The sequence below is a fragment of the Maribacter litoralis genome (genome assembly GCF_003075045.1).
In the GTDB taxonomy this organism is placed as follows: domain Bacteria; phylum Bacteroidota; class Bacteroidia; order Flavobacteriales; family Flavobacteriaceae; genus Maribacter; species Maribacter litoralis.
On the sequence record NZ_QCZD01000001.1, the window covers coordinates 608900 to 624137 of the forward strand.

Here is a 15238-nt window from a genome sequence, read left to right on the forward strand (position 1 = left end):
CTATTGCTCTGGTATAGGTGTTACAGCATCTAATAGTTCATCTTCCATACCATAGTACTTTAATGCGAATCCAAAGGCAACAACAGACAGTATTATTCCTATAATGAAAATGGTATACGTCCACCTCAATAATCGGTACTTTTCTTGTAAAACCTTACCTAGATAATACAAGTCCATACTCAATGAATCATAAATAGTATCTTGGCTCTTTATGATATCTCTAATCTTTGATTTAAAGTCTTTCACATTCATGGTATGAAAATTACCGAAGAAGAGATAATTTGTATCCTTTTTATTGATTTCGTTTTCAACCACATCTTCATTATCAACCTTTGGTCTAGTAGCCAATACCGACATGATCATTGAAGCAATACTAAATAGAACGAAAATAACCGTAGGATAAATAAGATATGAATTTGATGGCGTATCTAGTTTAGGCAATAAATTAGCTAACAAAAGAGAGATTATAATAGCATTGACAGATAAAAGAATATTTGCCTTGGTATCTGCAATATCACTTAATTTTATATGATTTCTTAATTCAATTCGATATAGGGATTGAATAGCTCTCTGCGGACTTTCATCTTTTAGCTTAGCTTTTAAAACTTCTTTCCTTTCTGTTTTTTCCGCTTTCTGCAACCGTGAAATCAACGAAAGAATATTATCTTCTTTCTCTTCTTGCCAATTTTCCTTTGCATATTCGGTATAAAACCGATGTTTTACCCTTAATTCTTCTACATAATCTAAACGCCATGTATCCATATCGGGTACAGATTTGTCAAAATTTTCAAGTTCAAGCCTCAACAACTGTAACATCTCTTCAAAATCCTCTGAGGCGTAAAACCATGTACGCACATCTTTTACAATCTTCTCAGATACACTCTTCGGTTCTTTATTGTTCCAAGCGCTACGTATTAAATAGAGTACTTTGTCGATTTTATCTTTATCAACATTATTATTCTGCAAATAGTTAGACGCCAACTGCACACTTTCCTCTACATGATTGTTATAATCTTCTGCATAACCGGCATGAATAAAACAAGTAGCAATTAAGATCTCATTTCTATCGTTCTTGGACACTTCACTATCTTCCAATATTTTTTCTGCCTTACCTATGGTTTTCTTGGCATAACCTTGGGTATGAAAAAGAAAATTCTTGTTCATCTGTTCAGCTAACAAGTTCTTTATATATTTCTCGGTTTTTTTTACTAGAATCTCAGTCATAATTTTATATTTCTAATTTCAACAATTTGGCATTAGCTCTTGATGAAATTTATTTATCGGTACAGTTAAAACAAGCCATTTCTTCTTTGGTCATTTCAATATCCTCTGAACCTTTTAATGCCGTGGTCAGCCTTTCACTCTTTTTAATCTCGTGGTAAAATTGTGTCGCATATGCTACCAAGTGCTTACGCCTGTTCTTTACTTTTGCTATAAGCTCTTCTCCATCCAATTCATAAATTGACTGCGACCATACTGTAAATGATGATGCTATTGCATCGTCTGTCAATAATGACTGTAATTTTTCTGCCTCTTTCTTAAAGGTCGATAAAGGAATATCTTGCAGAAAATAAATATCAAAAGGCGAAATTAGACCAGGTAAAAAATCGATTTCCTTTTCAAAACTCTGCACCTCTGGCAAAAAAGCATTGTTAGAGATAAGTGATGGCAAAACACCTTCTAAATTAAAAAAGGCATTATCTCTATCACATGGTAAAGGAATTGCTTTTACGGCATCCCCATTATTTTCAATAGCCCAACCCCACTGCTTTGCATGTCTATCCCAATCTCCTATTAAAAGATCGAACAGTCTAGCTCTTACCAATGATTCAGTACTAAGCTCGACCTTGCTCGGATGCTTTATTTTCAGTTCTTGCAAATCGTCAGTATCTATGAGTGAATCAACATTCTTTAACTGCAACCACTTAGCATTTCCTTCGGTTTCATATTCCAATAGAAATAGTCTATTGCCATATTTATGATTATAATCTGAAAGAAACTTTTGTTTTGGCACAAATACTAACTGCGGTCTAGTATTGAGCACACCCACCTTATTAGATAGCTGTGCAACTACCAATGCAGCATACGGATGTTGTGCCGAAATTCCGTCCACAATTATGTTTTCTATACCCAAAGTCTTCGCTATTTTAGGCACCAAGGGAGATGGGTCTTTGGTTACACTCCTTAAAGTCATTAGTGTTCCATCCTCTTTCTGTAGTTTTAAAGAATGTGTCTGTTTTCCGCCACCTTCTTCTAAAATTTTAAGAGAATCTTCCTTTTCATTCAAGAATAAAATTGGAACTTTAATTGGTGTAGACCACGCCTCTCTATATTGTTCGCCTTGCATTACGGTTTTTACCCCATTTGCTTCGTACAAAGTACTTGCCGCAACCAAAACTGAATCGTATTGCCTAAAATTAATCTTATCAACATCTGGCATACCTAAAATTTCACAGGTTTTAAAGGTCGCTGCGGTACTTGACAGTGACCAATAAGTCAAAGCGGCAAAAATCAATAGTAACACCCCAATACCCAATACTAATTTTTTCAAGTTCATTTATTTAATCTCCAATCAAGTTTACCGATAAAATCAAACAGTTAATTACCGGATAAAATTATTTTTTAACCTAAAAAGCGGTTACACCATACCTCTTAACAGAAGATTATTATTTTTAAATATTAATAGTTAAAATTTTAGTTATATCTTAATTTAATCAAGTATTTAATTTCATATTAATATCTAATTTTAAAATACACCGTATTATCATGAATGGATTAATAATGGATTACCCGCTTACCACAACCACTATTTTAAATTATGCAAAGAGCGCTTTTCCCGATAAAAAATTAATATCCTATTTACCTGATGGAACCAGGCATGAATACACTTATGGACAACTATATAAACGGTGCTGTCAACTTGCAAATGCCTTAAAGAACAAACTTGGAATCACCAAGGGCGATATGGTAGGCACTTTTGCCTGGAACCACTATCAGCATGTAGAACTGTATTACGGCATACCAGGCATTGGCGCTGTTTGCCATACAATAAACATTAGACTTTCATCGCAACAGACGGAATTCATTATCAATCATTCTGAAGACAAGGTCATATTTGTTGATGCTACATTAGTGCCTCTTTTAGAAAAAATTGCCCCTCTATTGGAAACCGTAGAAAAGTACATCATTATAAATGCGGCTTCGGGTTTCACCACTTCTCTTCCTAATATTATGCATTATGAAGATTTAATCGGTGAGCAACTAGAAATCATAGATTGGCCTTCCTTAAATGAAAACGATGCTAGCGGTATGTGTTACACAAGCGGCACTACCGGTATGCCAAAGGGTGTGCTATACTCACATAGATCAACATACTTACACGCCATGACCATTCTTACCCCAAATGCCGGCAATTACAGTAATAAGGACACAATTTTACTCATTGTACCACAGTTTCATGTTATGGCTTGGGGTTTTCCCTATATGTGCCTTTTAACGGGATCAAATATGGTAATGCCATCTCTACATTTACAACCCGATGCTATCATTAAAATTCTAGAAAGGGAAAAGATCAATAAAGCTAATGGGGTACCATCTATATGGAGAGGTATTTATGAAGCAATGAAAAAGAATCCGCCAAAAACTAAATTAGATTTAGAGGAATATCTTGTTGGTGGTTCTGCCCTATCTGCAAGTCTTATTGAAAATTTTGAAAAAGATTTTGGTATAAAAGGTGTACAAGCCTGGGGAATGACAGAAACTTCTCCCTTAGGTACCGCTAGTAGATTACAGCAGAAACATGAGAATCTAAGCGAAAAGGAACAAATTAAGATTAGGGCAAAACAAGGAATTGAATTTCCCGGTATAGAAATGCGTATAGTTGGCGATGATGGCGAAGTTGCTCCTCGTGATGGGAAAACAATGGGAGAATTACAAGTGAAAGGTGCTTGGGTCATAAAGTCCTATTTTAAGACCAATAGCCGAGATAGCTTCACGAAAGATGGATGGTTTAGAACTGGAGATGTAAGTACAATCGATGCGGATGGATACATGGAAATTACTGACCGTACTAAAGACTTGATTAAAAGTGGCGGAGAATGGATTTCTAGTGTCGCCCTTGAATCGGCATTAATGTCACATCCAAAAATTAGTGAAGCAGCCGTTATTGCCATACCCGATGAAAAATGGTCAGAAAGACCGTTGGCCACAATAGTTTTAGCAGACAAAAATAATACTGTTTCAAGTGAAGTGCTAGAAGAATATTTAGCAAAAGATTTTGCTAAGTATCAAATTCCTGATCATTTTGTTACTATAGATCAAGTACCCAAAACTAGTGTGGGTAAATTTGACAAGAAGGAAATAAGAAGATTGTATGCAGAAGGAAAACTCTAAGTTCCTAGAGTTTTCCTTTGCTTTACAATATTAGTCTAATTATAAGATTATTTACTTAAATACATTTTACGTCTAGCATAAAGATTGTAAAATTCATCGTCCTTTAGACTATCTATAAATAAAATACTCTCTCCTGTACTCTTCATTTCAGGTCCTAAATTCTTGTTCACATTTGGGAATTTATTGAAAGAGAATACTGGTTGCTTAATAGCAAAACCTTCTAATTGCGGATTAAAATTGAAGTCTTTCACTTTTTTCTCGCCTAACATTACCTTGGTTGCATAATTTACATAAGGCTCTTTATATGCTTTAGCTATAAAAGGAACCGTTCGAGATGCTCTTGGGTTTGCCTCGATTATATAAACAACTTCATCTTTTATCGCAAACTGTATATTAATCAACCCAACTGTATTCAATGCCAAAGCAATCTTTTTGGTATGATCTTTTATTTGCTGCATAACCAACTCACCTAGATTAAATGGTGGCAAAGTGGCATTTGAATCTCCTGAATGAATACCACATGGTTCAATATGTTCCATGATCCCAATAATGTACACATCTTCACCGTCACAAATAGCATCTGCTTCCGCTTCAATAGCGCCATCTAGGTAGTGGTCTAATAACAGTTTATTGTTTGGTATTTTTCTTAGAAGATCTACTACATGTTCTTCTAACTCTTCTCTATTAATAACAATCTTCATTCCCTGACCACCTAAAACATAAGACGGTCTTACCAATAATGGAAAATCTAATTCATCCGATAGCGCTAAAGCTTCATCGGCTGTTTCTGCAACACCAAATTTTGGGAACGGAATATCATTTTCTTTTAAAAGATCGGAGAAGTTACCTCTATCCTCTGCTAAATCTAAAGCTTCAAAACTAGTCCCTATGATCTTAATCCCATATTTAGATAACTTTTCAGCAAGCTTAAGTGCAGTCTGCCCGCCTAATTGAACTATAACCCCTTCTGGTTTCTCATGACGGATAATGTCATAAATATGTTCCCAGAAAACAGGTTCAAAATAAAGTTTATCTGCCGTATCAAAATCTGTAGAAACTGTCTCTGGGTTACAGTTGATCATAATGGTTTCATAACCACATTCTGCAGCGGCTAACACACCGTGAACACAGCAGTAATCAAACTCGATACCTTGACCGATTCTATTTGGACCGGAACCAAGAACTACAATTTTCTTTTTATCGGTAACAATACTATCGTTCTCTACATATCGTGTGCCATCTGGCTTTTCAATTTCTTCTTCAAAAGTAGAATAGTAATATGGTGTCATTGCTTTAAACTCAGCTGCACAGGTATCTACCAACTTATAAACTCTATTGATATTAAGTTCAGTTCGCTTATTGTATACTTCACTCTCATAACAATCTACCATATGCGCAATTTGTCTATCGGCAAATCCTTTTTGCTTTGCTTCTAACAACAAATCTTTTGAAAGCGTAGCAATCGTATATTTTGATATCTCTTTTTCCAAAAAGTGCAGTTCTTCATATTGCTTTAAGAACCACATATCGATTTTGGTAATTTCATGAATGCGACTTAATGGAATACCCATTTGAATGGCATCATAAATTACAAATACACGATCCCAACTTGGTATGGTAAGCTTACTTATGATCTGTTCATAATTTTTATATCCTTTACCATCTGCACCTAAACCATTTCTCTTAATTTCTAACGATTGGGTTGCTTTGTGCAAGGCTTCTTGAAAAGAACGACCTATTCCCATTACCTCACCAACAGATTTCATCTGCAGACCTAAGGTGCGGTCAGAACCTTCGAACTTATCAAAGTTCCAACGAGGAATTTTTACGATTACATAATCCAACGTTGGCTCAAATAATGCCGATGTAGATTTTGTAATTTGATTATCCAACTCATCTAAAGAATAACCTATAGCTAATTTTGTAGCAACTTTTGCAATAGGGTAACCCGTAGCTTTTGATGCCAAAGCTGAAGATCTTGATACACGCGGATTAATTTCAATTGCAATAATATCTTCATTTTCATCTGGACTAACGGCAAACTGCACATTACATCCTCCTTCAAAATCACCGATACTACGCATCATTTTGATAGCCATATCTCGCATCTTCTGAAAAGTTCTATCGGATAATGTCATTGCCGGTGCTACCGTTATGGAATCGCCTGTATGTATACCCATTGGATCCATATTCTCAATGGTACAGATAATAACTACGTTATCGTTTTTATCGCGAAGAAGCTCTAGCTCATATTCTTTCCACCCCATTAGGGCTTTATCGATCATTACCTCATGTATAGGCGAAATCTCCAAACCATAACTTAATTGCTCGTCAAAATCTTCTGGCTTGTACACAATAGATGCGCCTGCACCACCAAGAGTATATGAAGCTCGTATTACCAAAGGAAAACCAAAATCCTGAGCTATTTCTTTTCCTTTTAAGAAAGAAGTTGCCGTTGCTTGTGGTGCCATGCCAACACCAATTTTCAACATTAACTCTCTAAACTGCTCTCTATCTTCGGTAATGTTAATTGCATCAATATCTACACCGATCAATTCGACACCGAAATCTTCCCAAATTCCTTTTTTATCGGCCTCTATACATAAGTTTAATGCTGTTTGACCTCCCATAGTTGGTAAGACGGCATCAATTTGTGGGTGTGCTTTTAAAATTTCCACAATCGACTTAGTTGTCAAAGGTTTTAGATAAACATGATCGGCCATCGATGGATCGGTCATAATGGTCGCTGGGTTACTATTTATCAAAATAGTTTCGATACCATCTTCACGTAACGAACGTAAAGACTGACTACCTGCATAATCAAATTCACATGCTTGACCGATAACTATAGGACCTGATCCTATTAATAAAATGGAATTTAAATCTTTTCTTTTTGGCATTTTTAAAACTTTGTATTTTGGGAATTGGACAAAAAAAAGGTGTTACTTTCAGAAAAGTAACACCTAAATATTTTTAAAACAATGAAATCATTATTTTTTATGACTTGGTTCAGAGGAAACAGTTAACTTCTTTCTTCCTTTTGCTCTTCTTCTTGCAAGAACTTTTCTTCCATTAACGGAAGCCATACGCTCACGAAAACCGTGTTTGTTCTTTCTTTTTCTCTTTGATGGTTGAAACGTTCTCTTGCTCATCGCCTATATAATTAAATGCTTTGTATTAATTTTGAAATTTGTCCTTTTCAAAGGACAGGTAAAACTGGGCGCAAATATACAAAGAGTTTTTGCTTTAGCAAGGGTTATGAAAAAAAATATTTTTATAAATCCGTACGTCTGAAAACGAAGCTTTTGATTAATTTTGCCCGAATTCAATTTTTGCCTTGAAACCGCTTTATTTTAATAGGGTTTCGATTAAAATTAAAATCTCAATTTAACGATCAACTAGATTAAAAAACTCAAAATATGTTCAATAAAAATTTAAAATTAGTTATTGCAGGACTAATAATTGCCTACGCCGTATACCAATTTATAGAAGGTAATATTGGAAATGGTATATTTCTTATCCTATTCTCTTTAATATTTATATTCCTTTATTTTAGAAATGAAATCATTCTCTTGGCGTTTTTAAGAATGCGTAAGCAAGATTTGACCGGAACAAAAAACTGGTTAGATAAAATTAAAAACCCCGAAGCTGCATTAACCGTTAAACAACAAGGTTATTACAACTACCTACACGGTATCATTTTTTCACAGACCAATTTGACCCAGGCGGAAAAATACTTTAAAAAAGCATTAAAGCTAGGTCTAACGATGGACTATGATGTTGCTATGGCAAAACTTAGCTTGGCAGGTATATCTATGCAGAAACGACGTAAAAGAGAAGCTACTACATTATTGAACGAAGCAAAAAAGCTAGACAAAAACAATATGTTGACGGATCAAATTAAAATGATGCAGCAACAAATGAAAAAAATCTAAATTTATTTGGTTCCCCTATAATATCCTTTATTCGGAATTTCTATAGTATACTTTTTTCGAGAACTATTATTTAAATGCGCCTCTCTCAACCATGGGTTATGGCGCTTTAATATTTTATAATTGATTTCGTACTCTTGAGCAAAGTCGGCAAAATCAGCAACTGGCTCATCTATTTCTACCGTAAAAGTAGGTACAGCCTCGTACATATCTTCTTTTTCTATATGAAAACCATACTTTTCAGGATTAGAAAGAATCTCCTTTATAGCCATAATCCTGAACACATATCTACCGGTTTCACTACCCAGCAATAAATCCCAATAATTATCAACTTGCTGTATACCCATGTATTTATTGATAGCACCAGGACCTGCATTATAAGCAGCTGCCGTTAAAGCCCAGCTACCATATTTATTCTTCCATCTATTTAAATACTTACAAGCTACTTCTGTAGATTTCTCTAGGTGATAACGTTCATCTACATTAGAATTCACTTCAAGACCATACTCCCTACCCGTACCTTTCATAATTTGCCAAAATCCTGTAGCCCCAGCAGGAGAAACCACATTTGTTAAACCGCTTTCTGCAACAGCCAAATATTTAAAATCATCTGGAATACCATTTTTTGCTAAAATCGGCTCTATAACCGGAAAATATTTATGAGCTCTTTTAATAAGTAAAACGGCATTTGACTGCCAGTATGTATTCACCAAAAACTCACGGTCAATTCTTTCTAAAATCTCTGGATCATCTTGTGGAACCACTTCCCCCGCGAAATTTAAATTCTCAGGTATCTCAATAGACGAAATTTTATATGATTTTGCCACATTTTTCTGAACACTATCATTTACTACTAAATTGTCTTTAACAGCGGTTGCATTGGTATTACCCACGGCAAATATCAATGTACCCGCAACAAATACCACTCCTAACAACATCAATACATTCTTAATAGTTTTCATGAATTTTATATTTTAATTTATTTCTACCAACTTTTATAGTCAACCAAAGGTATATATAGAACTATCTTATTCCAAAATAATTGTTGGCAAGTTCTCGTTAAACCATTTTGCCCTATGAATTATCATGGTATGGGTTCCATTCTTAACCCGAATACAATTGGATATATGATTTATTGGAAAAACAGTGTCTTTCTCACCATGAATATGTACCAATTTATCACACGGTACTTCTTGATTCCAATTTACCAATTCATGAATACACCAATCTATATAATTTTTATCTCTAATTGACAGATACTTTTCATATAACGACAACCTCTTGGTTATGCTTTCACCAAAGGCATATTTAGCAACTAATTCTACATTATTAATCAACCTTGTGGGAAGCAATTTATGTATACTGGTATATCTTGCAAACAACATTCTTTTTGGTAGCTCATGTCGCGTTTTTACACTTGAAACGATAATCACCTTTTTTACCTGTATATATTTGGTCATTTCTTGTACCAGAAGTCCACCTAAAGACACACCTAACAACACCACATTATCTTCATTGATTTCTCCGCTCATTTTCTTTGCATAGTCAGTAAAGGAAATACCCTTTGTAGGAATAATCCATTCTAAAAAATGCAGCATAAATTTATCTTGTGGTAGATTTAAATACTCAAATATAGTAGGACTTGCAGCCATACCCGGCATACAATACAAATGAATTCTATTATCTTTCATAGCCATGAAGCGTAGTAAAAACTAGGAAATTAAGTAATTTTTAACTAGTTTTGTAAGAGAATGTGAAAAACACTTTCTTTTCATTGTGTTTAATTTTTTATAGCATTTCTAAATGACGAAATTACGATATGAGAACATCGTAATTTTTTTGTCTAATAACAACACTAAAATTATCTATATGAACGATGTTATCATTAATGACAATTCTTTTCTGCGCCAATTTGAAACTACAGTTAACGGTCATCTTGCGAGAATTGAATACTCTTCTCAAGAACGAAAAGTCTTTCTTACCAAATTGGTAGTTCCAGAAGAAATTACAGACGAGAGTTTTAGAGAAAACTTCATCAAAGCCGTTCTAAGTATTATTCAAGAAAGAAACCTTAGAGTTGTTCCAACTAGTCCGCATATTGCCGGATTTCTTCGTAAAAACCGAAGACAGTACAAAGAGATGTTACCGATAGGTATTCGAATCTAACAAAATTTAAAAGCCTTTCTTTTACGAAAGGCTTTTTTTATACTTCTACTTCTTCTTTTACAAAATTAAACCGAACCAAACCATCAGCATCAATTTCCGTAAGCTGCACTTTGCGCAAAGTATTGACCAATGCAGGATTCCATGGTGCTTTTACCTTTACATAGTTTTCGGTAAAACCATGTATGTAACCTTCTTTATTTTCCCCTTCAAACAATACAGTGAGATCATTACCGAGTTGGCTTTCGTAAAACGCCCTTCTTTTCTTTACGGACAAGCCTCGTAACATTTTACTTCTCTTGTTACGTACCTTATTCGGCACCACACCGTTCATAGTAGCAGCCGGAGTATTATCTCTTTCAGAATAGGTAAATACATGTAGGTAAGAAATATCCAAATCATTTAAAAAATGATAGGTCTCTAAAAAATGTTCTTCCGTTTCACCGGGGAAACCGACGATAACATCCACACCAATACAACAGTTTGGTATCACCTCCCTAATCTTAGATACACGTTCCCTATAAAGGTTGGTCATATACCTACGCTTCATTAATTTTAGAAGATCGTCACTACCGCTTTGCAACGGAATATGAAAATGAGGCACAAAAGTTTTACTTTGAGACACAAACTCGATAGTCTCATTCTTTAACAGGTTTGGCTCAATTGACGAAATTCGAAGACGATGAATACCATCTACATCATCCAACGCCTTTACCAAATCTAAAAAAGTATGCTCGTGCTTTTTATTACCGAACTCACCTTTACCGTAATCACCTATATTAACACCTGTAAGCACGATCTCCTTTATACCTTGCTCAGAAATATCTGCAGCGTTCTTTAGTACATTTTCTAGCGTATCGCTTCGAGAAATACCTCTTGCCAGTGGTATAGTGCAATAAGTACATTTATAGTCACAGCCATCTTGAACCTTTAAAAAAGCCCTTGTTCTATCACCAATAGCATAACTACCAACATAAAAATCTGCATCTGCAATTTCACAAGAGTGCACTTGACCATGATCATTTTTGGTTAAATCGTTTATATAGTCGGTTATCTTAAATTTTTCAGTAGCCCCCAAAACCAAATCGACACCATCAACATCTGCCAGTTCTTCAGGTTTTAACTGTGCATAACAACCAACAGCAGCTACAAATGCATCAGGATTGATTTTTTGAGCCTTTTTTACAATCGTCTTAAATTTCTTATCGGCATTATCTGTCACAGAACATGTATTAATAACGTACATATCCGCTTCTTCGGAAAAGTCTACCCTTTCGAAACCTTCATCTGTAAAGTTTCTGGCAATGGTAGAAGTCTCTGAAAAATTCAACTTACATCCTAAAGTGTAAAATGCCACTTTTTTCTTCATCTAATCATCTCTTTGAGAATGCAAAAATACTTAATCTTATACTAGCTTAAAAAATCACAACTAATTGGTAGTCAGAATTAAGCAATTAGTACTTTCTCCATTTCTTTGTTATTTCAAATACATGTGTCAAAATATCGGCTTCAACCTCATTAAACTCCACTCCTCTTCTAGCCATCATTACCTTAGCTGCATCAAATGCTTTTGCCGGTTGATAGGCTGTAAAACCAGAAGCACCGCCCCAACTAAAACTAGGAACAAAATTTCTTGGAAAACCCGGAACATATATATTTGAGTTTACACCAATTACAGTCCCCGTATTGAACATGGTATTTATGGCCGTTTTGCTATGATCACCCATCATTAACCCACAAAACTGTAATCCCGTTTGTTCAAAACGTTCGGTTGCATAGTCCCATAAACGAACTTTTGCATAATTATTTTTAAGATTAGAGTTATTGGAATCCGCACCAATGTTGCACCACTCCCCTAATACGGCATTACCTAAATACCCTTCATGACCTTTACTAGAGTAGCCAAAAATAACGGAGTTACTTACTTCACCACACACCTTACTATACGGACCTATAGTTGTTGCACCATAAAGCTTACCGCCCATTTTTATAATTGCATTGTTGCAAAGTGCCAGGGCTCCTCGCACAAGACTTCCTTCCCATATTTCGGAATTCTTCCCTAAATAAATAGGTCCGTCAGTTGCATTGAGTATACTAAATTCAACCTTGGCACCTTCTTCAAGAAATATACGCTCTGGGTGAATCAATTGATTTGTTTCTGAAATAGGTTGACTTTTTCTTCCTTTGGTAATAAAATCAAAGTCAGATTGTAAAATATCGGCATTCTTATCAAAAATATCCCACGTATTATTAATCTGAACCAGTTCTCCTGCAAACTCAGCTATTTTAAAAGAAGTCAATTCATCATCAGATTTAGCCGAATCACTTGAATAAGCTATGGTTAAATCCCCTGATTTTAGGACCTCCCCGCTATTTAAAGATTTTACCCCTTTAAGCAAATCATCACTAGGCAAAACCGATGCATTTATGAATATATTTTCACCTTTAATATTGACGGGATATTTAATACTTAAATAGTCTTCTGTTAGAGACGAAACGGAATCTTTTAAATATGCTTCCCACCTTTCACGGAGCGTTAAAATACCAACGCGAATTTCTGAAACCGGACGGGTAAAAGTAAAAGGCAATAAATGATTCCTACTCGGACCATCAAAAAGAATAAAGTTCATACAAGATGATTTTTTTTCAAAATTAACAATTATCCTTTGAGCGTTTATATATAATGGACAACTTCCATTATTTAAAAGTTAAAATAAAAAGAAACGCCTTCGAAAAATCCGAAGGCGTTATATTTATCTAAAGAAATAAAATGATTATTTCTCTTCTTTCGAGAATTTCTTGTACTTGTTCTTGAACTTATCGATACGACCGGCTGTATCCAATAATTTGGCTTTACCAGTGTAAAAAGGGTGAGAAGTTCTTGAGATTTCCAATTTTACCAATGGATACTCAACACCATCAACCTCTAAAGTTTCCTTTGTATCCGCTGTAGATTTTGTTAAAAATACCTCTTCGTTAGACATGTCCTTAAAGGCCACGATTCTATAATTTTCTGGGTGTATATCTTTTTTCATTTTAAAAACTTTAACGCACCCATTCCGACGGGCACTCATTTTAAGGCTGCAAAAATAGTGAAATTCTATAAATGAACAATTACAAATCGTAAAAAAAACAAAAATAATATTTCATCACATTTGTAACAAAATAAACCAATATGATACTAATAAATAAATCAACCTATAATCACAATATCAAATGGAAGAAAATCAACCTAAAACAGGAAAATTTGCACTAAAGTATGGCTTACTCACTGGTGTTATTGGTGTAATATTCGGTATTATGCTTTTTGCAATGGACATGCACTATGAACAAGGTGCTGCTACTCAAATTACCCAGACCTTAATTTTAGCTGCGGGTATTATTTTTGCAATCGTACAATTTAAAAAAGCTAGTGGCGGATTTTTAACTATTTCAGAATCTTTAAAAGTTGGAGCCGGTGTCGCTCTTATCGCTGCAATTGTTGGATTATTATATTTCTTCATTTTATCTAATGTAATTGAACCTGGTTACTTAGATAAGGTATATGAAATTGGTAAAATTAAAACCATGGCTGACAACCCTAGTCTTACCGAAGAGCAAGTTGACCAAGGCATAGAAATGCAAAAAGGATTTGCTTGGATTATGTACCCTGTGGGTTTAGTTATTAATGTGCTAATCGGATTATTCTTTTCTTTAATCACCGGATTAATCTTGAAAAAAGAAGAAGCAGCTTATTAATACTAAGTAATTGTAGTATTTTTGGAGATAATACCAGAAGTCGCGCATGCAATTATCAATAGTAATTCCTTTACTTAACGAAGAAGAATCACTTAAAGAACTTCATGATTGGATTGTATCTGTAATGCAATCCAATCATTTTTCTTACGAAATACTTTTTGTCGATGACGGCAGTACAGATAATTCTTGGAATATAATTACAGAATTATCCAACCAAAATCCCTCGGTCAAGGGAATCCATTTTTTACGAAACTTTGGCAAATCGCAAGCTTTACATGCCGGTTTTAAAGCTGTTGAAGGAGATGTTATCATCACCATGGATGCCGATTTACAGGATAATCCAGAAGAAATCCCCGAGTTATATAACATGATAACCCATGAAGGTTATGAATTGGTTTCTGGATGGAAAAAGAAACGCTACGATTCAATAATTTTTAAAAATACACCTTCTAAACTGTTCAACTGGGCCGCTAGAAGAACTTCCGGTGTTCGATTACATGATTTTAATTGTGGTCTAAAAGCCTATGCAAAAAATGTGGTCAAGAATATTGAAGTTTCTGGCGAAATGCACAGGTATATTCCGGTATTGGCAAAAAATGCGGGCTTTTCCAAAATTGGGGAAAAAGTCGTTCAACACCAAGCGCGTAAATATGGTAAAACAAAATTTGGAATGGAACGTTTCATAAATGGTTTTCTAGATTTATTGACCATTTGGTTCGTTTCTAGATTCGGTAAACGACCTATGCACTTATTCGGTGCCTTGGGCGTTTTAATGTTTTTAATCGGATTCGGATTTGCTTTATATTTAGGGATAGACAAACTATTCATAAATAAATTTGGAAGATTACTCACAGACCGACCACAGTTCTATATTTCACTGGTTGCCATGGTCATAGGAACTCAATTGTTCTTAGCCGGTTTTATTGGTGAAATACTAATACGTTCAAAGAAAGAAGAAAAGAGATATATAATATCTAAAGAATTGAACACGACTCTTTTAGAATAATAAAATT

Annotated in this window: 14 protein-coding genes; 5 read left to right on the top strand and 9 right to left on the bottom strand. The window is 34.7% G+C overall.

What is annotated here, in order from left to right:
- Nucleotides 1-1224, bottom strand: coding sequence for a Pycsar system effector family protein (locus tag DCS95_RS02955; protein WP_116769338.1), 1224 nt, complete (start codon nucleotides 1222-1224; stop codon nucleotides 1-3).
- A 49-nt stretch (nucleotides 1225-1273) separates the two neighbouring features.
- The gene (locus tag DCS95_RS02960; RefSeq protein WP_244178363.1) at nucleotides 1274-2551 is read right to left on the bottom strand and encodes a type 1 glutamine amidotransferase family protein; all 1278 of its coding nucleotides are present in this window, start codon (nucleotides 2549-2551) and stop codon (nucleotides 1274-1276) included.
- Nucleotides 2552-2766: 215 nt separating this feature from the next.
- Between DCS95_RS02960 and DCS95_RS02965 the strand changes: the two genes are divergently transcribed.
- Entirely contained in the window at nucleotides 2767-4392 is a 1626-nt protein-coding gene (locus DCS95_RS02965) for a long-chain fatty acid--CoA ligase (RefSeq protein ID WP_116769339.1), read from the top strand.
- Between the two features lie 47 nt (nucleotides 4393-4439).
- On the opposite strand, the gene carB is transcribed toward DCS95_RS02965, so the two are convergent.
- Nucleotides 4440-7292 (bottom strand): carbamoyl-phosphate synthase large subunit, encoded by a 2853-nt coding sequence (gene carB / locus DCS95_RS02970; protein ID WP_116769340.1) that lies wholly within the window; start codon nucleotides 7290-7292, stop codon nucleotides 4440-4442.
- A gap of 90 nt (nucleotides 7293-7382) precedes the next feature.
- On the bottom strand, nucleotides 7383-7544 hold the full coding sequence (rpmH, locus tag DCS95_RS02975; RefSeq protein ID WP_036155072.1) for a 50S ribosomal protein L34: 162 nt from the start codon (nucleotides 7542-7544) through the stop codon (nucleotides 7383-7385).
- Between the two features lie 267 nt (nucleotides 7545-7811).
- On the opposite strand from rpmH, the gene DCS95_RS02980 reads away from it, so the two are divergent.
- Nucleotides 7812-8327: a DUF2892 domain-containing protein gene (locus DCS95_RS02980; RefSeq protein ID WP_116769341.1), complete on the top strand. Its 516-nt coding sequence runs from the start codon at nucleotides 7812-7814 to the stop codon at nucleotides 8325-8327.
- Nucleotides 8328-8329: 2 nt separating this feature from the next.
- On the opposite strand, the gene DCS95_RS02985 is transcribed toward DCS95_RS02980, so the two are convergent.
- Together DCS95_RS02985 and DCS95_RS02990 are read right to left on the bottom strand one after the other, a co-directional pair.
- Nucleotides 8330-9286 (bottom strand): lytic transglycosylase domain-containing protein, encoded by a 957-nt coding sequence (locus tag DCS95_RS02985; protein ID WP_116769342.1) that lies wholly within the window; start codon nucleotides 9284-9286, stop codon nucleotides 8330-8332.
- A gap of 66 nt (nucleotides 9287-9352) precedes the next feature.
- Nucleotides 9353-10015 (bottom strand): alpha/beta hydrolase, encoded by a 663-nt coding sequence (locus tag DCS95_RS02990; protein ID WP_116770133.1) that lies wholly within the window; start codon nucleotides 10013-10015, stop codon nucleotides 9353-9355.
- Nucleotides 10016-10193: 178 nt separating this feature from the next.
- On the opposite strand from DCS95_RS02990, the gene DCS95_RS02995 reads away from it, so the two are divergent.
- Complete coding sequence (locus DCS95_RS02995; RefSeq protein WP_058103053.1) at nucleotides 10194-10490, top strand: GNAT family N-acetyltransferase; 297 nt, start codon at nucleotides 10194-10196, stop codon at nucleotides 10488-10490.
- A 37-nt stretch (nucleotides 10491-10527) separates the two neighbouring features.
- Here DCS95_RS02995 and mtaB read toward each other — a convergent pair whose 3' ends face one another.
- The 3 genes from mtaB to DCS95_RS03010 form a co-directional block, all read right to left on the bottom strand.
- Entirely contained in the window at nucleotides 10528-11856 is a 1329-nt protein-coding gene (gene mtaB, locus DCS95_RS03000) for a tRNA (N(6)-L-threonylcarbamoyladenosine(37)-C(2))-methylthiotransferase MtaB (protein WP_116769343.1), read from the bottom strand.
- Between the two features lie 85 nt (nucleotides 11857-11941).
- Nucleotides 11942-13117, bottom strand: coding sequence for a GlmU family protein (locus tag DCS95_RS03005; RefSeq protein WP_116769344.1), 1176 nt, complete (start codon nucleotides 13115-13117; stop codon nucleotides 11942-11944).
- A gap of 144 nt (nucleotides 13118-13261) precedes the next feature.
- The gene (locus DCS95_RS03010; protein ID WP_058103056.1) at nucleotides 13262-13522 is read right to left on the bottom strand and encodes a type B 50S ribosomal protein L31; all 261 of its coding nucleotides are present in this window, start codon (nucleotides 13520-13522) and stop codon (nucleotides 13262-13264) included.
- A gap of 181 nt (nucleotides 13523-13703) precedes the next feature.
- Here DCS95_RS03010 and DCS95_RS03015 point away from each other — a divergent pair, with 181 nt between their 5' ends.
- Together DCS95_RS03015 and DCS95_RS03020 are read left to right on the top strand one after the other, a co-directional pair.
- Nucleotides 13704-14225, top strand: coding sequence for a DUF4199 domain-containing protein (locus DCS95_RS03015; protein WP_116769345.1), 522 nt, complete (start codon nucleotides 13704-13706; stop codon nucleotides 14223-14225).
- Nucleotides 14226-14271: 46 nt separating this feature from the next.
- Nucleotides 14272-15231 (top strand): glycosyltransferase family 2 protein, encoded by a 960-nt coding sequence (locus DCS95_RS03020; RefSeq protein ID WP_116769346.1) that lies wholly within the window; start codon nucleotides 14272-14274, stop codon nucleotides 15229-15231.
- Nucleotides 15232-15238 lie beyond the last annotated feature (7 nt).